Origin of the sequence: Leucobacter ruminantium (assembly GCF_017565705.1) — a bacterium.
GTDB classification, from domain to species: domain Bacteria; phylum Actinomycetota; class Actinomycetes; order Actinomycetales; family Microbacteriaceae; genus Leucobacter; species Leucobacter ruminantium.
Genome location: NZ_JAGDYL010000001.1, coordinates 372,235 through 395,548, shown reverse-complemented (window position 1 = coordinate 395,548; position 23,314 = coordinate 372,235). Strand labels below are relative to the sequence as shown.

The window sequence follows — 23,314 nt, the reverse complement described above, 5'->3', positions numbered from 1 at the left end:
GAAGACGAAATCTTCACCTGTGTTTCACCCGAGGAGCATCACCGACATGAGCACCGCAGCAGTTCTCGACCAGACGATCGCCGATCTCGTCCGTGCAGAGGCCACGACGAGCAACCCCGAGGTTCTGGAGTGGGTGACCGAGGTCGCCGAGCTCACGAAGCCCGATGCCGTCGTCTGGTGCGACGGGTCGCAGGACGAGTGGAGCCGCATCACGACCGAGATGGTCGAGGCGGGCTCGCTGATCCCTCTCAACAAGGATCTCCGCCCCGGCAGCTTCCTCGCCCGCTCGCACCCGGCCGATGTCGCCCGCGTCGAGGATCGCACCTTCATCTGCTCGGAGAACGAGGCGGACGCCGGCCCCACCAACAACTGGAGGGATCCGGCCGAGATGAAGGCCGAGCTGATGCCGCTCTTCGACGGCGTGATGCGCGGCCGCACGATGTACGTCGTGCCGTTCTCGATGGGCCCGGTCGGGGGCGCCATCACCCAGCTCGGCATCGAGATCACCGACTCGCCCTACGCCGTGCTCAGCATGCGCATCATGACCCGCATGGGTCAGGCGGCGCTCGACGGCATCGAGCCCGGCCGTGAGTGGGTGCGCACGGTGCACTCGGTGGGCGCGCCCCTCGAATACGGCCAGGAAGACACCGCGTGGCCCTGCAACGACCTGAAGTACATCACGCACTTCCCGGAGACCCTCGAGGTGTGGTCCTTCGGCTCGGGCTACGGCGGCAACGCGCTGCTGTCGAAGAAGTGCTTCGCGTTGCGCATCGCCTCGGTGATGGGACGCAAGGAGGGCTGGCTCGCCGAGCACATGCTGCTCCTCAAGCTCACCAACACCGAGACCGGCAAGGCCTACCACCTGACCGCAGCGTTCCCCTCGGCCTGCGGCAAGACCAACCTTGCCATGCTCCAGCCCACCATCCCCGGCTGGAAGGTCGAGACGATCGGCGACGACATCGCCTGGCTGCGTCCCGGCCAGGACGGGCGTCTCTACGCGATCAACCCCGAGGCCGGCTTCTTCGGCGTCGCACCGGGCACCGGCGAGTCCACCAACCCTGTGGCGATGGAGACCCTGTGGGGCAACACCATCTACACGAACGTCGCGCTGACCGACGACGGCGACGTGTGGTGGGAGGGCAAGACCGACGAGGTGCCCGCGCACCTCGTCGACTGGCAGGGCAACGACTGGACGCCCGACGCCGACCGCCCCGCCGCGCACCCGAACTCGCGCTTCACGGTGCCCATCCAGCAGACCCCGACCCTCGCAGCCGACTGGTACGAGCAGGACGGCGTGCCCGTCGACGCGATCCTCTTCGGCGGACGCCGGGCCACGAACGTGCCGCTCGTCGCCCGTTCCCTGAGCTGGGAGCACGGCGTCTTCGTCGGCGCGACCGTCTCGTCGGAGAAGACCGCCGCCCAGGAGGGCACCGTCGGCGAACTGCGCCGGGATCCCTTCGCGATGCTGCCCTTCTGCGGTTACAACATGGCCGACTACTGGGGCCACTGGCTCGAGATGGGGGAGAAGCTCGGCGACAAGGCTCCGAAGATCTTCCAGGTCAACTGGTTCCGCAAGGGATCCGACGGTCGCTTCCTGTGGCCGGGCTTCGGTGAGAACTCGCGCGTGATCGACTGGATCATCCGCAGCGTCGAGGGCGAGCGCACCGGTCGCGAGACCCCGATCGGCACTGTGCCCGCCGAGGGCGAGCTGAACCTCGACGGCATCGATGTCCCCGCCGCCGACCTCGAGGAGCTGTTCTCGATCGACGCCGAGTCGTGGCTCGCCGAGGCCGACCTCACCGAGGAGTTCTTCGCGCAGTTCGGCGACCGCGTGCCCGCCGCGCTGCGCGAGCAGCTCGCCGCGCTCCGAGCCCGCCTGGGCGCGTAACCGCGCTCATCGGGCGCGCCGGGAGGAACTGGAACAGGGACCCCTCCCGCCCGCCCCACCGCCCCTGAGCCTGTCGAAGGGGGCGGCCCACCGACCGTAGGCCCCGCCGTTCTGCCCGACGGCGGGGCCTACTATTTCCCGCTCGCCCGCAGCTCTCCGGCAGATCTCTCCTGCCCGCGCACCTCCTTTTCAGCTCGCGCAGTGGATCGCAGCTCAGGAGGTCGTTTTTCCGGTTCTTCGACCTCCCGGGCTGCGATCGCTATCCTGAGCTGCTCCGATGATGGGTCGTGAAGTCCCCCCACAGGGATTCGAACCCTGACTGTGCCGATTTTAAGTCGGCTGCCTCTGCCGGTTGGGCTATGGGGGGTGAGTCCATCCTCCCACGCCGCCACCGAGACCATGATCGTGCGGCAGCGAGGGATCCCTGCCGTAATCCCCCGAGGGATCCCTGCCGACACAGGGGATTCATGGACTGGACGGATAGGATGCAGGCATGTCTGGTGGATTGATTGCCACGCTCATCGTGGTCGGTGTTCTCGTGCTGCTGGTCGGCTACGTCTGGATCACGTACAACTCGCTCGTCACGCTGCGTGTGCGCGTCGACGAGGCGTGGAGCGATATCACGGTGCAGCTCAAGCGCCGCGCCGATCTCATTCCGAGCCTGGTGGAATCGGTCAAGGGCTACGCGGCGCACGAGAAGGGCGTCTTCGACGCGGTGACGAAGGCACGCGCCGAGACCATCTCCGCCGAGAGCCCCGCCGAGGCGTCGCTCGCCGAGAACCACATGCAGCAGGCTCTCAAGAGCATCTTCGCGGTCGCCGAGGCCTACCCGCAGCTGCAGGCGAGCCAGAACTTCCTGCAGCTGCAGGGCGAACTCGTCGACACCGAGAACAAGATCCAGGCCTCGCGCCGCTTCTACAACGGTGGCGTGCGCGAGTACAACACGAAGATCCAGATCTTCCCGAACACCATTTTCGCGCGGGGCATGGGCTTCACGGAGCGCGAGTTCTTCGAGGTTGAGAACGTCGCCTCGATCTCGGAGCCGCCGCGCATCCAGTTCTAGCAGGGGAGGGCCGTGTACAGCGCCATACGCCGCAACAAGGTCAACAGCTTCCTCATCATCCTGCTGTTCATCGCCATCGTCGGCGGTCTCGGCTGGCTCGCGTCGTACATCTACAACTCGCCGGGCATCGTCATCGCGGTGGTCGTGTGCGCCGTGGGTTACGCGGTGATCCAATACTTCGCGGCGGGTCGCCAGGCCATCGGCATGAGCGGGGCACAGCGCATCACCGAGGCCGACAACCCGCGCCTCTACCGCATCGTCGAGAACCTCTCGATCACCACGGGGACGCCGATGCCCGAGGTCTACATCGTGCACGACCCGGCGCCCAACGCCTTCGCGACGGGGCGGGATCCCGAGCACGCGATGGTCGCGGCGACGACCGGTCTGCTCGACATCATGACCGACTCCGAGCTCGAGGGGGTCATGGCGCACGAGCTGGGGCACGTGCGCAACTACGACATCCGGGTGTCGATGATCGTCTACGGCCTCGTCGTCGCCGTCGGCATGATCTCCGACGTGCTCGTGCGCATGGCCTTCTTCGGCCGCAGCAATAACAGCAACGGCAACCCGGTCGTGCTGATCTTCGGGCTGGTCGCGATGCTCATCGCCCCGCTCATCGCGACGGTCGTGCAGCTCGCCGTCTCGCGTCAGCGAGAGTACCTGGCCGATGCGACCGGCGCGCTCACCACACGACACCCCGAGGCGCTCGCGAGCGCCCTGCACAAGCTGTCGGAGTACGGCCGCCCGCTGCAGAAGCAGCAGTCGAGCATGGCGCACCTCTGGATCGCCGACCCGCTCAAGCCGGGCGTGGTGCAGCGCCTCTTCGCGACGCATCCTCCGATTCCCGATCGCATCCGCCGTCTGCTCGATATCGGCGGCAAGTTCTGACCGTCTGACTTCTGAAGGAGGCTGCCCGCGTCGTGGCGAACATGTTCCGATCCCTCTCGGTGCGCGACTACCGCATCTGGTTCGGCGGCGCGCTCATCTCGAACATCGGCGCATGGATGCAGGCCACCACCCAGAACTGGGTGGTGCTCACCGAACTCACCGACACCAACGCCGCCGCTGTCGGCGCGACCATGGCGCTGCAGTTCGGCCCGCAGCTGCTGCTCGTGCCGTTCAGCGGAGCCGTGGCCGACCGCTTCGACCGGCGCAGGGTGCTGCTCGTGACGCAGAGCCTGCTCATGCTGCTCGCGGCGGGCCTCGGTCTGCTGCTCGTCACGGGCGCTGCCCAGCTCTGGCACCTCTACGGCTTCGCGCTCGCCCTCGGGGTCGTCAACGCATTCGACACCACGTCGCGGCAGGCCTTCGTCTCCGACCTCGTGGGGCCGGCGCAGCTGTCGAACGCCGTCGCGCTCAACTCCGCCTCCTTCAACTCGGCACGACTGGTCGGCCCGGCCGTCGCGGGCGTGCTCATCGCGCTCGTCGGCTCGGGCTGGGTGTTCCTCATCAACGCCGCCTCGTTCCTCGCGGTGCTCGGCGCGCTGCTGCTCATCTCCGCCCGCCCGGCGCCGATGCCGAGCGGCCCGCCCGAATCGCAGTTGCGCGCCCTCTCCGCCGGATTCCGGTATGTACGCAGCCGCCATGACCTCCTCGTGATCTTCGTGATGGTGTTCATCGTCGGCGCGCTCAGCATGAACTTCCCGGTGATCTCGTCGACCATGGCCGTCGAGTTCGGGCGCGGCGCGAGCGACTACGGCCTGCTCTCCTCGGTGCTCGCGATCGGATCCCTCACCGGCGCCCTCCTGGCGGCGCGGCGGCCCGCGGCGCGCATGCGGGTCGTGATCGTCGCGGTGGGAGGGATCGGTGTCGTGAGCCTCGGCGCGGCCCTCGCGCCCACCTTCTGGTCGTTCGCCGCGCTGCTCATCTTCTTCGGGCTCGCGACCTCCACGATGCTCACGACGGCGAACGGCTTCGTGCAGACCACCTCCGACCCGGCGGTGCGCGGGCGAGTGCTCGCGCTCTACGTGGCGGTGCTCATGGGCGGCACCCCGATCGGCGCGCCGCTCGTCGGCATGGCAGCGGACGCGCTCGGACCGCGCTCGACCCTCGTCATCAGTGCCATCGGCGGCTTCGCGGCCTTCGCGATCGGCATGGGATGGCTCTTCACCGAGCGCAGACTGCGCTTCCACAGGGATCGCGGCCTGCGCTTCACGGTGACGCACGCCGGCCGACCGGGGCTCGGCGACGATCCCGGACGGCAGAGCGAGACGTTGACCGCGCCGATCTCGGTGCTGCGCCGCGGAGGCGCCGCGATCGGTGCGGGCGAGTCGGTGCCGCAGGAGGGATCGGGCGCCGCGACGGGCGCGATCCCCGTGGGCGGCATTGCGGATGAGGCCTTCACCGACGAGTACGAGGACGACGGCGAGGGATCGTCGCGAGATCGCAGGCCCCGGTGAGCCGGCCGGTCGCCGGCCGACCCCGGGCGCGCTCGTCGGTCCCTCGGGCGGCGAAGGGTGCGGAGTAGTCTTGAGGCGTCCGCGCGGAGCCGACCGCGTTCGCACGATCCGGGAGAGCAGATACCGTTGAGCGACTTCACATCAGCACAGACCCGCACCGAGACCGATTCGCTGGGCAGCCTCGAGATCCCGGCCTCCGCCTACTGGGGCGTGCACACGGCCCGAGCGCACGAGAACTTCCCGATCGCCAGGCGCCCGATCTCGGTGTACCCCGACTTCATCCGGGCGTTCGCCTGCGTGAAGCAGGCGGCTGCGCGCGCGAACCTCGAGATCGGGGCGCTCGACGAGCAGCGCGCCACCCTCATCGACCGCGCGTGCGAGGAGATCAAGACCGGCCTGCTGCACGAGCAGTTCGTCGTGGGTGTCGTGCAGGGCGGCGCCGGCACCTCGACCAACATGAACGCGAACGAGGTCATCACGAACCGGGCACTCGAGCTCGCGGGCCGCCAGAAGGGCGACTACGCCTTCATCCACCCCAACGATCATACGAACCACAGCCAGTCGACGAACGACACCTACCCCACCGCGATCAAGATCGCGCTCGCGTTCTCGCTCGGCAGCCTGCTCGAGCAGCTCGAGCTGCTCGCCGCCTCGTTCGCCGCGAAGGGGCGCGAGTTCGCGCACATCATCAAGGTCGGTCGCACGCAGATGCAGGATGCGGTGCCGATGACCCTCGGCCAGGAGTTCAACGCCTTCGCCGTGACCCTGCGCGAGGACGTCGAGCGGCTGCGCGAGGCGGTATCGCTGCTCGGCGAGGTGAACATGGGCGCCACGGCGATCGGCACGGGCATCAACGCGCCCCGCGGCTACAAGGAGGCGGTGATCAAGCACCTGCGGGAGATCACCGGCCTCGAGCTCGTCACGGCGGGAGACCTCGTCGAGTCGACCAGCGACACGGGGGTCTTCATCACCTTCTCGGGCGCGCTCAAGCGCTCGGCCCTGAAGCTCTCGAAGATCGCGAACGACCTGCGACTGCTCTCGTCCGGCCCGCAGGCCGGCCTCGGAGAGATCAACCTGCCTGCGCGCCAGGCGGGGTCGTCCATCATGCCGGGCAAGGTGAACCCGGTGATCCCTGAGGCGGTGTCGCAGGTGGCCTATTCGGTGGCGGGCGCCGACGTGACGGTGTCGATGGCGGTGGAGGCGGGTCAGCTGCAGCTCAACGCCTTCGAGCCGATCATCGCGCACTCGCTGTTCCAGTCGATCACCTGGCTCGAGCGCGCATGCCAGACGTTCCGCGTCAACTGCGTCGACGGGATCACCGCGAACGAGGCGCGCCTCGAGGACATGGTCGCGCGCTCGGTGACCGTGATCACGGCGCTCGCACCCGTTATCGGCTACGCCGAGGCCGCGAAGCTCGCGAAGGAGGCGCTCGCGACCAACGCAAAGGTCTCGGAACTCGTCGTCTCTCGCGGGCTGCTCGACCAGGCGACCCTCGACGAGCTGCTCAAGCCCGCCACTCTCGCGGGTATCACCCCCGAGGTGTGAAGGATCTCACTCCCAGCGCTCGGCCAGCTCGCTGAGCGCGCGGGCGCGCGCCGCGAGCTCGGCGGAGGCGTCCGCCTCCGAGGCCCTGCCGACGGCCACGCCCAGGAGGAAGGTGCTCAGCGGCGCCGCCGGCCTGGCGACCTGATGCGCGACGTCTCGCGCGACGTTCAGGACCGTGGCGATGTCGACCGCGTCGGCGTCGAGCTCGAGCTCGCTCGCGGCGTTCCTCCTCACGGCAGGTGCGATCGGCTCGCTCATGAAGCGCAACGCCTCGATCTCGGGGGCCGAGTTGGGGTGTCAGGCCGAGGTCGGATCAGCCTGCTCGATGGCGGCGGCCGGACTGTGCGCGGTGCTCGGCGGAACGCCCGACCAGGTGGAGAACGCGGCCGAGATCGGGCTGGAGCACAACCTCGGTCTCACCTGCGATCCCGTGGGCGGGCTCGTGCAGGTGCCCTGCATCGAGCGCAACGCGATCGCCTCGGTCAAGGCCATCAACGCGGCCAGGCTCGCGCTGCACGGCGACGGCTCCCACCGGGTCACCCTCGATCAGGCGATCACCACGATGCGTCAGACCGGCCTCGACATGAAGACGAAGTACAAGGAGACCTCACGCGGCGGCCTCGCCGTCAACGTCATCGAGTGCTGACGCGAGGCCTACTCGGCAGCGACGCAGTGCGAGGTGAGCGCGCCGATGCCCTCGATCGTCACCGTCACCTGCGTGCCGGGGAAGAGGTAGAGCGGCGGCTTGCGCGAGCGCCCCGCCCCGCCGGGCGAGCCGGTGGAGATGACCGTGCCGGGCAGCAGCGTGAGCGACTGCGAGATCGAGGCGATGAGCTGAGCGACCGAGCGGATCATGAAGCCCGTCGTCGAATCCTGTACGCGCAGCCCGTCGACGTCGGTGGTGATGCCGAGCGCCTGCGGGTCGGGGATCTCGTCGGCGGTCACGACCACGGGGCCGATCGGAGTGAAGCCGTCGAACGACTTGCAGCGCGACCACTGCGGCTCCTGGAACTGGATGTTGCGGGCCGTGATGTCGTTGACGGCGGTGTAGCCGAAGACGTAGTCGAGCGCATTCTCGACCGCCACGTTCTTGGCGGGCTTGCCGATGATCACGCCGAGCTCGCCCTCGTAGTCGACCTCCTCGCTGATGCTCGCGGTCAGCGGCACCTCGCCCTCATGGCCGCCGAGCGAGTTCGGGAAGAGCGAGAAGAGCACCGGGCCCGAATCGTTGTCGAGGCTCAGCTCGCTCGCGTGCTCGTCGTAGTTGAGGCCGACGGCCAGCACGATCGGGGGGTCGATGACGGCGGGGGCGTGCGCGGCATCCGCGATGAGGGATCCCTCGCCCTCCGGCTGCGCCTCGACCGCTGCGCGGAGCGAGGCGAGCGCGTTGGGGCCCGCCTCGATGAGGGCCTGCAGGGTCGGGTAGGGGGTTCCGAGAGCCGCGACCGGAAGATAGCGCTCACCGCGCACGACGACGAACTCGGGGGCGGAATCTGGGCCGGTGGTCAGGTGCGCGAATCTCACCCCTCAAGGGTAACCGACCCGCGGCGTCTGCCGCGCCCGCGCGCCGCTGCACGGGCGGGCCGGCGAGGATCGGGCTCGGGAATCCGTCCGGGCTCGATCCGGCTCGAGCAGGGTACGGGTTCCCTGAGAGCGAACGCCCAGGCGGAGCACTCGCTTCCGGGGGAGGATGGAGGCATGAGTGAAACAGCGAACACCAAGCCCGAGCTCGACGCGCCCGAGGGCCCGGCCCCTACCGAGCTGGTCGTCGAGGACATCGTCGTCGGAACCGGTGAGGAGGCGCTCGCGAGCTCGACCGTCGATGTGCACTACCTCGGCGTCGAGTACGACTCGGGCGAGGAGTTCGACTCGTCGTGGAGCCGCGGCGAGTCGATCAACTTCCCGCTGCGCTCCCTGATCCAGGGGTGGCAGGTCGGCATCCCCGGCATGAAGGTCGGCGGCCGCCGCAAGATCATCGTGCCCCCGGCTCAGGCTTACGGCAATGCGGGCGGTCACCCGCTCGCGGGCAAGACCCTCATCTTCGTCATCGATCTGCTGGGCGTCAGCTGACGAAGGCGTTTTCCCGCCTTCGCCAGCTGACGCCGAGCCCGTCTCGGGCTCGGGTGAGAAGGTGAAGCGCGGCTTCTCCTCTGGCGGCTGAGCTGGAGCACCCCTCGAGCCCGTCCGGATCCCTCCGGGCGGGCTCGTTGCGTTGCGGACCCGAGCGCGGTGGTACCGTTCTTCTGTTCCGGAACGACAGGCAGAGGGGGAGAAACGGTGACTCAGGCGCCGCAGCAGACAGAGTCCGTGAAGCGGGTGCCGCGCGGCGGCGGGCTCGGATCGGTCGACCGCTACTTCGGCATCACCGAGCGGGGATCGACCTTCGGTACCGAGGTGCGCGGCGGTCTCGTCACCTTCGTCACGATGGCCTACATCGTGATCCTCAACCCGATCATCCTCTCGGGCAGCCCCGATGTGCTCGGCAACTTCATCGACGGCTCGGCCGACGGCGAGCAGGCCTTCGCCCAGGCGAGCGCTGTGACGGCCTTCACCGCGGGCGTGATGACGATCCTCTTCGGCCTGGTCTCGCGCCTCCCCTTCGGCTTCGCCGCGGGCCTCGGCATCAACGCCTTCCTCGCCTTCTCGGTCGTCGGACAGGTCACCTGGCCCGAGGCGATGGCCCTCGTGGTGATCAACGGCGTGCTGATCGTGCTGCTCGCAGCCACGGGGCTGCGACGCATGATCTTCGACGCCGTGCCCGTCGAGCTGAAGCTCGCGATCACGGTGGGAATCGGCCTGTTCATCGCCTTCATCGGCTTCGTCAACTCGGGCTTCGTCACCGCGACGGGTGCGAACTCGCCCCCGGTGGGTCTCGGTATCGGCGGCTCGGTGGTCACCGTGCCGACGTTGCTCTTCGTGATCACGCTCGTGCTCACCGGCGTGCTCGTCGCCGCGCGGGTGAAGGGCGGCCTCCTGATCGGCCTCGTCACCGGCACCGTGATCGCCGTGATCGTGGAGGCCATCTGGCACCTCGGCCCGCGCACGGGAGCCGACGGCGAGGTCGCGAATGGGGGCGGGTGGGGTCTCACCGTGCCCGAACTCGGCTCGGCGCCCTTCAGTCTCCCCGACCTCGGCCTCATCGGAGCGGTCAGCTTCGACTTCGGGCGCGTCGGTCTCGTGACCGTGGTCATGCTCGTGTTCACGCTGCTCTTCACCAACTTCTTCGACGCCATGGGCACGATGACCGGCCTCTCCCGCGAGGCCGGTCTCTCCGACGAGAAGGGCAACTTCCCCCGTCTCAAGTCGGCACTGGTCGTCGAGGGTGTCGGCGCGATCGCGGGCGGCCTCACCTCATCGTCGTCGAACACCGTGTTCATCGAGTCGGGCGCGGGCATCGGCGAGGGCGCCCGCACCGGCTTCGCGAACCTGGTCACGGGCGGCATGTTCCTGCTCGCGATGTTCTTCACCCCGCTCACCGGCATCGTGCCCACCGAGGTCGCAGCCGCGGCGCTCGTGATCGTCGGAGCGCTCATGATGGCGCAGATCAAGCACATCGACCTCGGTGACTTCCGGGTGCTGCTGCCGGTGTTCCTCACCGTGGCGGTGATGCCCATGACCTATTCGATCGCCAACGGTATCGGCGCCGGCTTCGTGGCCTGGGTGCTGGTGCACGCGCTCAGCGGCAGGGCCAAGCGCGTGCACTGGCTGCTGTGGGTGGTCGCGGCCGGCTTCGTCGTGTTCTTCGCCCGCGGCCCGATCGAGGCGCTGCTCGGAGTCTGAAAGCGGGGTGAGGGATCCGGCAGGATCCCTCACCCCGCTCACTCCGCCGCGCCCGTGATGGTGTCGCGGAGTTCGCGCACGAGCCCCGGGGAGGCCGCGCACAGCAGCGGCGTGCCGGGCGGCGTGGCCTCGTCGATGCCCAGGAGCCCGGCCCCCGCCTCGCGTGCGATGAGTGCGCCCGCGGCGTAGTCCCACGGATTCAGCCCGCGTTCGTAGTAGGCGTCGAGCCGACCGCAGGCGACCAGGCAGAGGTCGTAGGCGGCCGCGCCGATGCGGCGCAGATCCCGAATCTTCGGCAGCAGCCGCTGAGCCGCCTCGAGCTGTTCGAGCTTGCGCTCCACCGTGTAGCCGAAGCCCGTTCCGACGAGCGCGGTCGAGAGCTCCTCGCGGGCGGCGACCGAGATCGGCTCGCCGTTCACGAAGGCCCCGCCGCCCTCCCACGCCGTGAAGAGCTCGCGCGTGCTCGGGTTGTAGACGGCCGCAGCGATGGTGCGCCTGCCCTCGGCCGTCCACTCGGGGTCGGGGACCGTCGCGGCGATGCTCACCACGTAGGCCGGGATGTCGTAGAAGTAGTTGGTGGTGCCGTCGATCGGGTCGATGACCCAGGTGATACCGCTCGTGCCCTCGGCGCCCGCCCCTTCCTCACCCAGCAGGCCGTCATCGGGCCGCTCGGCGATCAGGGCCGCGACGATCATCTCCTCGGCCTCGCGGTCGGCCTCCGTGACCATGTCGATCGCGCTCGACTTCAGTCCGGCCACGGTCACGCCCCTGCGGCGGAGCTCGAGCACCCGGTCGCCCGCCGCCTCCGCGACGCGAGAAGCGAGGCGGGCGAGGGCTTCCGGTGCTGCGGCATACGATTCGCTCATGGTTCGACACTAACGTGTGCGCCTCGGCGGGATCCCTCGCGAAAGGCGGGTTTCGGGGGGCCGGAAAAAAATAGAGCGCCCCCAACCCCCACAAGCCGCGGGGGGGCCCCCCGGGCGCGGGGGGGGTGGGGGGTGGTCTAAACCCCCCCCCCCCCCCCACCCCCGCCTCTCGCGTCGGGTAGCCGTCGCCGTCTACCGCAGCTGGGCCACCTGCACGGCGAGCTGCTCCTCGGGCGACTCGTAGGCGTAGGCCTCCTCGCCGTGCGCCTCGGCGTCGATCCCTCGCTCCTCGACCTCGGCCGGAACGCGCAGCCCCGTGATCATCTTGATGGCGAAGGCGATGATCAGCGACACGACGAAGGAGTAGACCATCACCGAGACCACCGAGATCGCCTGCACGAGCAGCAGACCGGCATCGCCGCCCATGAGGAGGCCGTCGTCGAAGGCGAAGAAGCCGAGGTAGAGCGACCCGATGACGCCCGCGACGAGGTGCAGGCCGACCACGTCGAGCGAGTCGTCATAGCCCAGACGATACTTCAGGTCGATCGCGAAGGCGCACGCGATGCCGGCGATCAGGCCGAGCAGCAGTGCCCACAGCGGCGCGAGGTTGAGCGCGGCCGGCGTGATCGCGACGAGGCCCGCGACCGCGCCGGAGGCCGCGCCGATGACGCCCGGCTTCTTGCCGCGCAGCACGTCGACGACGATCCAGCCGATGATGCCCGCAGCGGGCGCCCCGAGCGTGTTGACCAGGATGAGGCCGGCGTCGGGGGCAGTGGAGGCGAGCCCCGAGTTGAAGCCGATCCAGCCGAACCACAGCAGCGCGGCGCCGATCGTCACGAGCGGGATGCTGTGGGGCTTGTGCGAGCCGGGACCGAATCCGAGGCGCTTGCCCGCGACGATGGCGAGCGCGAGCGCGGCAGCGCCGGCGTTGATGTGGATCACCGTGCCGCCCGCGAGATCGATGACGTCTGCCGTGCCGAGGGTCGCGCCCAGGTTCATGATCCAGCCGCCGCCCCAGACCCAGGCCGCGACGGGGAAGTAGACGAGCGTCGCCCACACGCCCGAGAACAGCACCCACGATCCGAGGCCGACGCGGTCGGCGATCGCGCCCGAGATGAGTGCCGTGGTGATCATCGCGAACACGGCGCCGAAGCCGACACCGATGTAGTCGGCCGAGTCGGTATTCAGCAGGCCGAAGTCCTTGAACGGGCTGCCGGCGAATCCGCTCTCGCCTTCGGCGAAGTAGTTCATGCTGTAGCCGAACAGGATCCAGAGCACTCCGACGACGCCCATCGCGCTGACGCTGAAGAGCATCATGTTGACGACGGAGCGCACCCGCACGAGTCCGCCGTAGAAGAGCGCTAGGCCAGGGGTCATGATGAGCACGAGTGCGGAACTCGCGAGAGTCCACACCTCCGGTGCGGTGATGTCTTCCATGTTGCAGCCGCCTTCCTCCCGATCGCCGGGATCGCATCAGTGGCTCCAGTCTGCGCTGCGGCTGTTTCGCAGCCATCGCGCCGAGGTTTCGCCCCCGTCACGATCGTGTTTCGAGATCCCTCGCGTCCTGCGCTGCCGCGTTGCCGGCCCAGGACTACCCCTCAGGACCGTCGCAGCAGGACCGCCCCTCAGGACCGTCGCCGAAGATATGGGATCCGCGAAAGATATGCCCGATTCGGTGATTCCCGCCATATCTTCGGCCGATCCCATATCTACGGGCGGGGCCTGTTCGGAGTGAGGGATCCCTCTTGCCGTCGTGGCAGTGCGTCGCGCGTGGAGAGGTGATAAGCTGTACAGGTTGCCGTTCGAACGGCCGCGGATAAAGAGAGCCCCAGCAACCCGCTGACGGCGCCGCGCAGCAAGAGGAAGGGGATCCCTATGGCACTGAATGCAGAGGTCAAGAAGGCGATCATCGATGAGTACGCGACCAAGCCCGGCGACACCGGTTCCCCCGAGGTGCAGGTCGCGATGCTGACCCAGCGGATCAAGGATCTGACCGAGCACCTGAAGAGCCACAAGCACGACCACCACTCGCGCCGCGGCCTCCTGCTGCTCGTCGGTCAGCGCCGCCGTCTGCTGGGCTACCTGCAGAACGTCGACATCAACCGCTACCGCTCGCTCATCGAGCGTCTCGGTCTGCGTCGATAACGTTCGCGGAACGTTTCGGTGATCGCCGGAACACCGCTGCGAAACGCCCCGTACCTCTTCGGAGGTGCGGGGCGTTTCCGTTGCCGGGCGCCCGCTCTCAGAAGCGGTAGGCGAAGTTGGAGACGATGTTCGTCAGAACGGTCATCACGATGCCGACCGATGCGCCGCCGATCGCGATGAACGCGAGCACGCGGCCGCGAGGGCGGGCCTGCTGCCTGACGGCGACGAGGGCGAGGCACAGCGCGACGAGGTAGAGCGGCACCGCGACGATCACGTCGATCCACTGCGAGAAGAACAGGCTCACGGGGCTGAAGGTGAGTGCGGCGCTGGCGTAGACGGCCTGGAACACGAGGGGCAGGCAGGCGCTCCAGATCACGGCCACGGCGCCCGTGATGATCAGCGAGATGAGGGCGAGCACGTTGCGATCGCTCGGCTGCTGCGCGTATTGCCGGGGAGCCACCGGCTGGTACGGCTGCTGAGCGGGCTGCTGCTGATAGGGCTGCGCGTACCCGGGCTGCTGGTAGGGCGGCTGCGGCTGGGCTCCCTGCGGCTGGGCGTAGCCCGGAGGCGACTGGGGCTGCTGGTATGCCGTCTGAGGCGGTTGCTGCGGTTGCTGCTGTGGGGAGGGGGAACCGGGCTGCTGCGGAGGAGGTATGCTCATGGGCCGAGTGTATCCGAGCCCGCCGTCACGGCCGACCGCGATCAGTAGGGAAGGGCCGAGGAGATCCAGCCGCCGACCAGGTTGCCGATCATCGAGAGCAGCGCGAGGCCGCCTGCCACGAGGGATCCCACGGCAGTCCAGCGCAGGCGCCGCGCCGTGCGCTGGAGCACGCCGCCGATCGCGAGGCCGAGGGCCGCGAACGTCACGCCCGCGTGGATGATCGCGAGCACCATCGAGAGCGTCGAGAAGTCGCCGACCATCGCCGCCTGCCGATAGAAGAGCGGCTGGATGAAGCTCAGGAGCGCGAGCAGCACGAGGAGCGCCAGAGCGATGACGCCCAGCAGGTTGAGACGCTCGCCCGTGGGCGAGGCCGTGGGTGCACCGATCGGGGCCTGTGGGTGCGGAGCCTGCTGGTACGGCGCCTGCTGGTAGTGATGCTGCGTCGCGCTTGCTCCGAGATCTGCGGCGTACTGCTGCTGTGCGTGCGCCTGAGCATACTGCTGCTGCGGCGGGGCGTACCGGGGCTGAGCGTACTGCTGAGGTTCGGGCTGCTGATCCGGGGAGCTCATGCGCCCAGCATAGTCCGCGGCTCCGCCACCTCGACGTGCTCGTGCGCGAGACGAGAACGGGCCCCGCGCATCGAACTCGTCGATGCGCGGGGCCCGGATCCCTGTCGAAAACCGATCAGATCTTCGAGGATGCGTCCTTCAGCACGCTGCGCAGGATGCCGCCGATCTCGGCGAATTCCGCCGGGCCGATGGTCAGCGGGGGAGCGAGCTGGATGACGGGGTCTCCGCGGTCGTCGGCGCGGCAGTAGAGGCCGGCCTCCCACAGCGCGGGGGAGAGGTAGTCGCGGAGCAGACGGTCCGACTCCTCCTCGTTGAAGGTCTCCTTGGTGGCCTTGTCCTTCACCAGCTCGATGCCGAAGAAGTAGCCCTCGCCGCGCACGTCGCCGACGATGTCGATGTCGAGCAGCTTCTCGAGCTCGGCGCGGAACAGCGGGCTGTTCTCGCGCACGCGGCCGTTGAGGTCCTCCTCCTCGAAGATGTCGAGGTTCGCGAGGGCCGCGGCCGCGGCGGCCGGGTGACCCGCGAAGGTGAAGCCGTGGTAGAAGGTGTTCTCGGTCGAGTTGAAGGGCTCCGACACCTTGTCGCTGACGATCATGGCGCCCAGGGGCACGTAGCCCGAGGTGATGCCCTTCGCCGAGGTGATGATGTCGGGCTCGTAGCCGAGCGCCTTCGACGCGAAGAAGTCGCCGATGCGGCCGTAGGCGCAGATAACCTCATCCGAGACGAGCAGCACGTCGTACTGGTCGCAGATCTCGCGCACGCGCTTGAAGTAGCCGGGGGGAGGCGGGAAGCAGCCGCCCGAGTTCTGCACCGGCTCGAGGAACACGGCCGCGACGGTGTCGGGTCCCTCGAAGAGGATGGCCTCCTCGATGCGGTTCGCGGCCCACTGGCCGAAGGCCTCGAGGTCGTTCGAGGGCGCGCCCATCTCCTCGGCACGGTAGAAGTTGGTGTTCGGCACGCGGTGACCGCCCGGGGTCAGCGGCTCGTAGAACTTCTTCATGTCGGGGATGCCGGTGATGGCCAGCGCGCCCTGCGGGGTGCCGTGGTAGGCGACCGAGCGCGAGATGACCTTGTGCTTCATCGGCTTGCCCTGGATCTTCCAGTAGTGCTTCGCCAGCTTGAAGGCCGACTCGACGGCCTCGCCGCCGCCGGTCGTGAAGAAGACCTTGTTCATCTCGCCGGGGGCGTAGGAGGCGAGACGCTCCGAAAGCTCGATCGCGGCCGGGTGGGCGTACGACCACAGCGGCATGAAGTCGAGCTGCTGCATCTGCTTGGCGGCGGCTTCGACGATGCGCTGACGGCCGTGACCCGCGTTCACGACGAACAGGCCGGCGAGGCCGTCGATGTACGCCTTGCCCGCCGCGTCGTAGATGTGGTGGCCCTCGGCGCGGGTGATGACGGGGATGCCGTCGTTCAGCACCTTGCGGTTGGTGAAGTGCGGCCACATGTGGCTCTTGGCCGAGGCCTGAAGCGCGGCTGTGTCCACCGCTGCTGTCGGATCGAATGACATGGTTATCGTGTTCCCCAGTCGTATTTCTGTTTGTTGAGTTGGAGGTAGACGAAGGTCTCCGTTGATGCGACCCCGTCGAGCCTGCGGATCTTCTCGTTCAGCAGCTCGATGAGGGCGTCATCGTCTTCGCAGACGATCTCGGCGAGGATGTCGAAGGTGCCGGCGCTGAGCACCACATAGGCGACCTCCGGCAGCTCTGCGAGCTCGTCCGCGACGACCCTGGTGTCACCAGAGACGCGGACGCCGAGCATGGCCTGTCGGTTGAAACCGAGCCGCATGGGGTCGGTCACCGCGACGATCTGCATCACACCGGCGTCCGTGAGCTTCTGCACGCGCTGGCGCACCGCGGCCTCGCTGAGGCCGACCGCCTTGCCGATCTCGGCGTACGAACGACGGCCATCGGTCTGCAACTGCTCGATGATGGCCTTCGACGTCGCGTCGAGCACCAGCGCGTTTCGTTTGCTGCTCACGCTACCGATTCTTACAGTGCAGATACGAAAAAGCAAAGGATTCCGAAGAATCAAGACTTGTTTCCTGTCTATATGGTCATTATCACCTCCGTTGCTGCGGAGTTTGCTGCGAGGGATCCGAAGCGATTTCGCAAGGGATCCTCTGCATTCGACGGTGATTGCCGTGTTTCGACGCAGAATCAGTCGCCGAATGCCAGAAAAGTAACGGTTTCGTGACGCTCGTGTTGCAAAGGGGCGGAAACGCTTGGTCGGGGCACCCCGGTATGCCATATTCGAACTCGATCGACTCGCGCAGACGCGCCGACGCCGCACGGCGGCCGCGCCTCCGAGTGCCACTTCGGTTCTTGAAGGAGAGAACATGACGAGCACGAAGCCGGGTGTCGCGCGCGGCGCGACGCTGAAGCGCAATCTGGGTCTGTGGGCCATCGTCGGCCTCGGCCTCGGCTACATGACCCCGACGGTCATCTTCGACACCTTCGGCATGGTGGCACGCGACACGAACAACGTGGTGCCGCTCGCCTACCTCGTCGCGCTCATCGTGATGATCTTCACCGCGATCAGCTATGGCAAGATGTCGGCGGCGATCCCGAGCGCGGGCTCCGCCTACACCTACGTGCGCGAGTCGATGCACCCGAACATGGGCTTCATGGTCGGGTGGACGTCGCTCATCGACTACATGCTGCTGCCGATGGTGAACTGTCTCATCATCCGCAGCTACCTCGAGGCCGTGTTCCCCGCGGTCCCGGGCTGGATCTGGGTCGTGCTCTACTGCATTCTGACGACCGGCATCATCTACCTCACGATGCGCGGCACCTCGAACGTGAACATGATCCTGCTCGTGTTCTCGATCGTCGTGATGACCGTGTTCGTCGTGATGGTGTGGGCGCAGCTCGCGGGCGGCGAGGGCGTCGGCAGCGTCGCCACCATGCAGCCCTTCTTCCACGACGGCGTGACCATGGGCGCCGTGCTCATGGGGGCGACCATCGTCTGCTTCTCGTTCATCGGCTTCGACGCCGTCACCATGTACGTGGAGGAGGCCCGCACTCCGAAGATCGTGCCCCGCGCCCTCATCCTCACCGTGCTGATCGGCGGCGCGATCTTCCTGATCGCCGGCTACTTCACCCAGGCCCGCTTCCCCGCGTGGGAGGTCTTCGCGCCCGGCGGCGACATGCAGTTCGTCGAGGATTCGACGCTGCCGCTCATCGGCGACGCGGTCGGCGGGCCGGTGCTCATGGCGGTGCTCACGGCGGCCGGCTTCTGCGCCACGCTCGCCTCGGGCCTCGCCTCGCACGCCTCGGTGTCGCGCATGCTGCTCGTCATGGGCCGCAACAACGTGCTGCCGAAGAGGTTCTTCGGCTACATCAACCCCTCCACGCACACGCCGACCTTCAACATCGTGCTGACCGGTGTCGTCTGCCTCACCGCCGTGGTGTTCACGCTCGAGATGATCGCCGCGTTCATCAACTACGGCGCCCTCATCGCCTTCTCCTTCGTGAACATCTCGGTATTCGCCTGGTTCGCGATCCGTCAGGGACGCCGTAAGACGCCGGGAGACATCTTCAACTACATCGTGCTTCCCGCGATCGGCGTCGCGATGACGGGGATCCTCTGGGCGAACCTGCACGCCGACGCCCTCATCGGCGGTCTCGTCTGGACCGTGCTGGGCTTCATCTACCTGATCTTCCTGACCAAGGGGTTCAAGAAGAAGGCGGCATCGTTCGATGAGGATCAGCCGGTGACCGGCTTCAACAAGATCCCCGCCGACCAGATCGACGAGTCGTAGCTTCGACTCGCTCAACCGGCGGAACGGGGCACCGCGCTCGCCGGGTCGGCGGCGACCGTCGCGCGCCGACCGCGGGCGAAGAACGGCAGCGTCAGGTTGCAGAGCGGGCCGATGAGGAGGGCGAAGGCGAGCGTGCCGACGCCGACATCGCCACCGAGGATCCAACCGATGGCGAGCACGCTCGCCTCGACCGCGGTGCGGCCCACCCAGATCGGGGCGCCGAAGCGGAGGTGGATCCCCGTCATGAGCCCGTCGCGCGGCCCCGGCCCGAGGTCCGTGCCGATGTAGATGCCGCTCGCGACGGCGAGCAGAACCAGTCCGATCGCGAAGAACAGCACCCGCACCCAGAGCTCGTCCGGGGTGGGGAGCAGCCACAGGCCGAGCTCGATCCCCGGCCCGACGAGCAGGATGTTGCAGGCCGTGCCGATGCCCGGCCGCTGTCGGAGAGGGATCCAGAGCAGCAGCACGAGCAGGCCGATGATGTTCGTGAGCAGTCCGATCCCCATGCCGGTGTGCCGGGAGAGGCCCTGCGCGAAGACGGTCCAGGGGTCGACGCCCACCGCGGCCTCGATCATGAACGCGTCCGCCACGCCGTAGAGGATGAGGCCGGGGATCAATTGCAGCATGCGGAGCGTCATGAGGATCAGTCCACTTCATTTTGGACTGGTCATCAAGATGCCAGTGTGCATAAAGTGGCTACATGACAACCCAGCGGCTCTCCGCCCGACGCCTGCTCGACCTGCTCGGCGAGTGGCGGGGCGCCGGGCACGGCTACGTCGAGCTCGGAGACAGCATCCGGCTGCTCGTGCGCGACGGGGCGATCCCCGCCGGCACGGTGCTGCCGGCCGAGCGCCCGCTGTCCGACGCGCTCGGCGTCAGCCGGACGACGGTGAGCGCCGCCTATCAGCGGCTGCGCGACTCAGGTACCGCCGCGTCCCGACAGGGATCGGGCACGGTCGTCAGAGCGCAGCGCCCTGACGCCCCGTACGCGACTCCCGACGGCGTTGCCGCCATCGACTTCTCCCAGGCCTGCCCCGACCCCTGGGCGGGCGTCGAGGAACTCGCTGCGGTCGCGCAGTCTCGGCATCCCGAGATCTTCCGCAGCCGCGGCTTCGACCTCCTGGGAGGCGTCGGGCTGCGCACGGCCATCGCCGAGCGCTACGCGATGCGCGGCCTCCCCACGACGCCCGACCAGATCATGGTCACCCTCGGCGCGCAGCACGCGATCTTCCTCATCGCGCGAACGCTGCTGAGGCGCGGCGACCGCAGCCTGATCGAGTCGCCCAGCTACCCTCACGCCCGCGAAGCGCTCGTCGCGAACGGCGCGCTCGTCGCGGAGCTGCCCGTCGGGGTCGACGGCTACGACGCGGCGAGCATCCTCGACATCGCGCGCCGCGTCGCCCCGCGTCTTGCCTACCTCATCCCCGACCACCACAATCCAACGGGAATGAGCATGCCGGAGGAGCTCAGGCCGCGTCTCATCGACGAGCTGAGTGCGCAGGGCGCCTACGTGGTCGTGGACGAGACCACCGCCGAGCTCGCGCTCGGCGGTGCGCGGCCGGTGCTGCCGTTCGCAGCTGCGGCCGACCGGGCCTTCCAGCAGGACACGATCCTGACTGTCGGCTCCCTGGGGAAGACGGTGTGGGGAGGGCTGCGGGTCGGATGGATCCGGGCGACGCCCGACCTCATCGCGCGTCTCGAAGCGTCGAGACGCGTCGGCGACCTCGGCACGGGGGAGTGGCAGCAGGCGATCGCCGCCCTCGCGCTCGAACGCTACGACGAGATACTCGACGAGCGCTCTCGCGAGCTCACGGCCCGTCACCGCGTGCTCTCCGAGCAGATCGCCGCGCGGCTCCCCGGTTGGAGCCTGTCGCGAGCCGATGGCGGGGTCTGCGTCTGGGCCGATCTCGGTGCGAGGTCGAGCACGGCCCTGTGCAGGCAGAGCGCTCTGCTCGGCGTGAGGCTCGTGCCCGGTCCGCGCTTCGGCAGTCCCGGCGTCTTCGAGCGCTTCGTCCGTCTCCCGTTCACCGAGCACGAGGACCGGCTGATCGAGGCGGTTCGACTGCTCGAGGCGGCCTGGAACACCGAACCGAGGCCCGACTCCGAGCGACTGGGCGAGGGCGCGGTGATCATCTGATCCGATGCCGGCCGGCTCCCCCTTCTCCCCGCACGCGGGGGAGCCGACCGGCGTCGAGCGATCCGGAGTCAGTCGATGCCCCCGGGGGTGCCGATGCGCGTGCCGCTCTCCGCGTCGAAGAGGTGCACCCGCTCGGGAAGGGGCAGTACCGTGACGGTCTCTCCCGCGTTCGGGTGCGTGCGGCCGTCGACGCGCACGACGAGGTCGAGATCCTTGCCTGCCAGCGCCGCGGATCCGAACAGGTAGCCGTCGGCTCCGAGCTCCTCGACGAGCGTGACGTCGAGGGTGAGCCCCGAGGAGCCGTCGGCTCCCAGGATCATGTCCTCGGGGCGCACACCCACCGTCACCCGGTTGCCCGAGATCGCGGAGCGGACCTCGGAGGCGAGCGGGATCGACGCGCTGCCGAACAGCAGGCCCGTCTCGTCGACCTCGGCGTCGAAGAGGTTCATCGCGGGGCTGCCGATGAAGCCGGCGACGAAGACGTTGTTCGGGTGGTCGAGCAGTTCGCGCGGGGTGCCGACCTGCTGCAGCACGCCGAGCTTCATCACGGCGATGCGGTCGCCCATGGTGAGGGCCTCGGTCTGGTCGTGGGTCACGTAGACGGTCGTGACGCCGAGCTCGCGCTGCAGGGCGGCGATACGGGTGCGTGTCTGCACGCGCAGCTTGGCATCCAGGTTCGACAGCGGCTCGTCCATGAGGAAGACCTTCGGCTGGCGCACGATCGCGCGACCCATGGCGACCCGCTGCCGCTGACCGCCCGAGAGCGCCTTCGGCTTGCGGTCGAGGTATTCGGTGAGGTCGAGCTGCTCGGCGACCGCCTCGACGCGCTTGCGGCGCTCCTCCTTGCTCACGCCCGCGATCTTGAGCGCGAATCCCATGTTCTCGGCGACCGACATGTGCGGGTAGAGCGCGTAGTTCTGGAACACCATCGCGATGTCGCGGTCCTTGGGCGAGACCTCTGTGGCGTCCTCGCCGCCGATCAGGATCCGGCCGCTCGTGACCTCCTCGAGGCCGGCGAGCATCCGCAGCGCCGTGGACTTGCCGCAGCCCGAGGGGCCGACGAGTACGAGGAACTCGCCGTCCGCGATGTCGAGCTGGAGATTCGAGACCGCCGGACGATCGGTTCCGGGGTATTGCAGGGTGATGTCTTCGTAGACGACGCTCGCCATTGAGTTTTCCTTTCGTTCCACCGGCAGGTACGTGCCGGACGATCCGTAGTGAGAGCGAATTGCCGCCGGCATCGCTGCCGACCCCTGAAGCCTTCCACATCCGCGGCCCGAGACCAAGCCCTCGTCGCAAATGGGCTCCGGCGGTCGAGAGAGCGCAGGGTCGGGGCGGTAGGCTTGAGGGATCATGCTCGATCTCGATTTCAGCGCCCGCATCAAGTCGCTCCGCGCCACCTACGCCGACATCGCGGCGGTCACCGACCTGCCCCGACTCGATCGCGAGATCGCCGATCTCGAGGAGCAGGCCGCCGCGCCCGGCCTGTGGGACGATCCCGCGGCCGCCCAGAAGGTCACGAGCGGCCTCAGCCACCGCCAGGCTCGGGTGAAGCGTCTGCGCGGTGTGGAGCGCCGCATCGACGATCTCGAGGTGCTCGTGGAGCTGGCGCAGGAGATGAACGACGAGGATTCGGCCGCCGAGGCCGCCTCCGAGCTCGAATCGCTCGAGGCGACGCTGCAGGATCTCGAGGTGCAGACGATGCTCTCGGGCGAGTACGACGAGCGCGCCGCCGTAGTCACGATCCGCTCCGGCGCGGGCGGCGACGACGCGACCGACTTCGCCGAGATCCTGCTGCGCATGTACCTGCGCTGGGCCGAGCAGCACGGCTACGCGACGAAGGTGCTCGACACCTCCTACGCCGAGGGCGCGGGCATCAAGTCGGCCACCTTTGAAGTCGACGCCCCCTACGCCTTCGGCACGCTCTCGGTCGAGGCCGGTACGCACCGCCTCGCGCGCATCAGCCCCTTTGGCTCTGCCGACAAGCGGCAGACGAGCTTCGCGGGCGTCGAGGTGATCCCTCTGCTCGAGGAGGCCACCGAGGTCGACATTCCCGAGAGCGACATCCGCGTCGACGTCTTCCGCTCCTCGGGCCCCGGCGGCCAGTCGGTCAACACGACCGATTCCGCGGTGCGCATCACGCACCTCCCGACCGGCATCGTCATCTCGATGCAGAACGAGAAGTCGCAGATCCAGAACCGCGCCGCGGCCATGCGCCTGCTGCAGACCCGGCTCCTCCTGCTGCAGCAGGAGCAGGAGGCCGCGAAGAAGAAGGAACTCGCGGGCTCCGTCACCGCGAGCTGGGGCGACCAGATCCGCTCCTACTTCCTCTACGGTCAGCAGCTCGTGAAGGATCTGCGCACGGGGCACGAGTCGTCGCGCCCGGAGGCGGTGTTCGACGGAGACCTGGACGGCTTCATCGCTGCCGGTATCCGGTGGCGATCCCTCTCCAAGGGCGAGTAGGCGCCGGCACACGTTTCTCGGCCAGGCCCGCCCGG

General features: G+C 68.3%; 21 protein-coding genes, 1 tRNA gene and 1 pseudogene. 12 read left to right on the top strand and 11 right to left on the bottom strand.

What is annotated here, in order from left to right:
* Positions 1 to 46 precede the first annotated feature (46 nt).
* Positions 47 to 1,888 carry a phosphoenolpyruvate carboxykinase (GTP) gene (locus J4H91_RS01845; RefSeq protein ID WP_208044530.1) on the top strand — a complete coding sequence of 614 codons (1,842 nt, stop codon included), beginning with the start codon at positions 47 to 49 and terminating at the stop codon, positions 1,886 to 1,888.
* Positions 1,889 to 2,181: 293 nt separating this feature from the next.
* On the opposite strand, the gene J4H91_RS01840 is transcribed toward J4H91_RS01845, so the two are convergent.
* A tRNA-Leu gene (locus J4H91_RS01840) sits at positions 2,182 to 2,255 on the bottom strand.
* A gap of 126 nt (positions 2,256 to 2,381) precedes the next feature.
* Here J4H91_RS01840 and J4H91_RS01835 point away from each other — a divergent pair.
* From J4H91_RS01835 to J4H91_RS01820, 4 genes are all read left to right on the top strand, one after another.
* Positions 2,382 to 2,951, top strand: coding sequence for a LemA family protein (locus J4H91_RS01835; RefSeq protein ID WP_208044529.1), 570 nt, complete (start codon positions 2,382 to 2,384; stop codon positions 2,949 to 2,951).
* A gap of 12 nt (positions 2,952 to 2,963) precedes the next feature.
* A complete protein-coding gene (locus tag J4H91_RS01830) occupies positions 2,964 to 3,839 on the top strand; it encodes a M48 family metalloprotease (RefSeq protein ID WP_208044528.1) in 876 nt (291 codons plus the stop codon).
* A gap of 41 nt (positions 3,840 to 3,880) precedes the next feature.
* A complete protein-coding gene (locus tag J4H91_RS01825; RefSeq protein WP_208044588.1) occupies positions 3,881 to 5,350 on the top strand; it encodes an MFS transporter in 1,470 nt (489 codons plus the stop codon).
* Positions 5,351 to 5,476: 126 nt separating this feature from the next.
* On the top strand, positions 5,477 to 6,895 hold the full coding sequence (locus J4H91_RS01820; protein WP_208044527.1) for an aspartate ammonia-lyase: 1,419 nt from the start codon (positions 5,477 to 5,479) through the stop codon (positions 6,893 to 6,895).
* A 6-nt stretch (positions 6,896 to 6,901) separates the two neighbouring features.
* On the opposite strand, the gene J4H91_RS01815 is transcribed toward J4H91_RS01820, so the two are convergent.
* Positions 6,902 to 7,153, bottom strand: coding sequence for a DUF6457 domain-containing protein (locus tag J4H91_RS01815; protein ID WP_208044526.1), 252 nt, complete (start codon positions 7,151 to 7,153; stop codon positions 6,902 to 6,904).
* On the opposite strand from J4H91_RS01815, the pseudogene J4H91_RS01810 reads away from it, so the two are divergent.
* Positions 7,116 to 7,541 (top strand): annotated as a pseudogene (locus J4H91_RS01810) (L-serine ammonia-lyase, iron-sulfur-dependent, subunit alpha); the annotation flags it as partial. The gene J4H91_RS01815 and the pseudogene J4H91_RS01810 sit on opposite strands and share 38 nt — an antisense overlap.
* A gap of 8 nt (positions 7,542 to 7,549) precedes the next feature.
* Here the strand turns inward: J4H91_RS01810 and J4H91_RS01805 are convergent.
* Positions 7,550 to 8,419: a fumarylacetoacetate hydrolase family protein gene (locus J4H91_RS01805; RefSeq protein WP_208044525.1), complete on the bottom strand. Its 870-nt coding sequence runs from the start codon at positions 8,417 to 8,419 to the stop codon at positions 7,550 to 7,552.
* Between the two features lie 174 nt (positions 8,420 to 8,593).
* Between J4H91_RS01805 and J4H91_RS01800 the strand changes: the two genes are divergently transcribed.
* Entirely contained in the window at positions 8,594 to 8,965 is a 372-nt protein-coding gene (locus tag J4H91_RS01800) for an FKBP-type peptidyl-prolyl cis-trans isomerase (RefSeq protein WP_208044524.1), read from the top strand.
* A gap of 237 nt (positions 8,966 to 9,202) precedes the next feature.
* The gene (locus tag J4H91_RS01795; protein ID WP_341783390.1) at positions 9,203 to 10,675 is read left to right on the top strand and encodes an NCS2 family permease; all 1,473 of its coding nucleotides are present in this window, start codon (positions 9,203 to 9,205) and stop codon (positions 10,673 to 10,675) included.
* Between the two features lie 38 nt (positions 10,676 to 10,713).
* On the opposite strand, the gene J4H91_RS01790 is transcribed toward J4H91_RS01795, so the two are convergent.
* Both J4H91_RS01790 and J4H91_RS01785 read right to left on the bottom strand, forming a co-directional pair.
* Positions 10,714 to 11,541, bottom strand: coding sequence for an inositol monophosphatase family protein (locus J4H91_RS01790; RefSeq protein ID WP_208044522.1), 828 nt, complete (start codon positions 11,539 to 11,541; stop codon positions 10,714 to 10,716).
* Between the two features lie 192 nt (positions 11,542 to 11,733).
* Positions 11,734 to 12,978 carry an ammonium transporter gene (locus tag J4H91_RS01785; protein ID WP_208044521.1) on the bottom strand — a complete coding sequence of 415 codons (1,245 nt, stop codon included), beginning with the start codon at positions 12,976 to 12,978 and terminating at the stop codon, positions 11,734 to 11,736.
* Positions 12,979 to 13,416: 438 nt separating this feature from the next.
* Between J4H91_RS01785 and rpsO the strand changes: the two genes are divergently transcribed.
* Positions 13,417 to 13,686 (top strand): 30S ribosomal protein S15, encoded by a 270-nt coding sequence (rpsO, locus tag J4H91_RS01780; protein WP_208044520.1) that lies wholly within the window; start codon positions 13,417 to 13,419, stop codon positions 13,684 to 13,686.
* Positions 13,687 to 13,783: 97 nt separating this feature from the next.
* Here rpsO and J4H91_RS01775 read toward each other — a convergent pair whose 3' ends face one another.
* The 4 genes from J4H91_RS01775 to J4H91_RS01760 form a co-directional block, all read right to left on the bottom strand.
* Positions 13,784 to 14,347 carry a hypothetical protein gene (locus J4H91_RS01775; RefSeq protein WP_208044519.1) on the bottom strand — a complete coding sequence of 188 codons (564 nt, stop codon included), beginning with the start codon at positions 14,345 to 14,347 and terminating at the stop codon, positions 13,784 to 13,786.
* A 41-nt stretch (positions 14,348 to 14,388) separates the two neighbouring features.
* The gene (locus J4H91_RS01770) at positions 14,389 to 14,916 is read right to left on the bottom strand and encodes a hypothetical protein (protein WP_208044518.1); all 528 of its coding nucleotides are present in this window, start codon (positions 14,914 to 14,916) and stop codon (positions 14,389 to 14,391) included.
* Between the two features lie 115 nt (positions 14,917 to 15,031).
* Entirely contained in the window at positions 15,032 to 16,426 is a 1,395-nt protein-coding gene (locus tag J4H91_RS01765; protein ID WP_208044517.1) for an aspartate aminotransferase family protein, read from the bottom strand.
* A 2-nt stretch (positions 16,427 to 16,428) separates the two neighbouring features.
* The gene (locus tag J4H91_RS01760; protein ID WP_208044516.1) at positions 16,429 to 16,896 is read right to left on the bottom strand and encodes an Lrp/AsnC ligand binding domain-containing protein; all 468 of its coding nucleotides are present in this window, start codon (positions 16,894 to 16,896) and stop codon (positions 16,429 to 16,431) included.
* A 358-nt stretch (positions 16,897 to 17,254) separates the two neighbouring features.
* Here J4H91_RS01760 and J4H91_RS01755 point away from each other — a divergent pair, with 358 nt between their 5' ends.
* A complete protein-coding gene (locus J4H91_RS01755) occupies positions 17,255 to 18,679 on the top strand; it encodes an APC family permease (protein WP_208044515.1) in 1,425 nt (474 codons plus the stop codon).
* Positions 18,680 to 18,690: 11 nt separating this feature from the next.
* On the opposite strand, the gene yczE is transcribed toward J4H91_RS01755, so the two are convergent.
* Positions 18,691 to 19,317 carry a membrane protein YczE gene (yczE, locus tag J4H91_RS01750; protein ID WP_208044514.1) on the bottom strand — a complete coding sequence of 209 codons (627 nt, stop codon included), beginning with the start codon at positions 19,315 to 19,317 and terminating at the stop codon, positions 18,691 to 18,693.
* Positions 19,318 to 19,379: 62 nt separating this feature from the next.
* On the opposite strand from yczE, the gene yczR reads away from it, so the two are divergent.
* Positions 19,380 to 20,816, top strand: coding sequence for a MocR-like transcription factor YczR (gene yczR / locus J4H91_RS01745; protein WP_208044513.1), 1,437 nt, complete (start codon positions 19,380 to 19,382; stop codon positions 20,814 to 20,816).
* Positions 20,817 to 20,884: 68 nt separating this feature from the next.
* Here the strand turns inward: yczR and J4H91_RS01740 are convergent, their stop codons facing one another.
* Positions 20,885 to 21,985, bottom strand: coding sequence for an ABC transporter ATP-binding protein (locus J4H91_RS01740; protein WP_208044512.1), 1,101 nt, complete (start codon positions 21,983 to 21,985; stop codon positions 20,885 to 20,887).
* Positions 21,986 to 22,169: 184 nt separating this feature from the next.
* Between J4H91_RS01740 and prfB the strand changes: the two genes are divergently transcribed.
* Positions 22,170 to 23,279 carry a peptide chain release factor 2 gene (prfB, locus tag J4H91_RS01735; protein WP_208044511.1) on the top strand — a complete coding sequence of 370 codons (1,110 nt, stop codon included), beginning with the start codon at positions 22,170 to 22,172 and terminating at the stop codon, positions 23,277 to 23,279.
* Positions 23,280 to 23,314 lie beyond the last annotated feature (35 nt).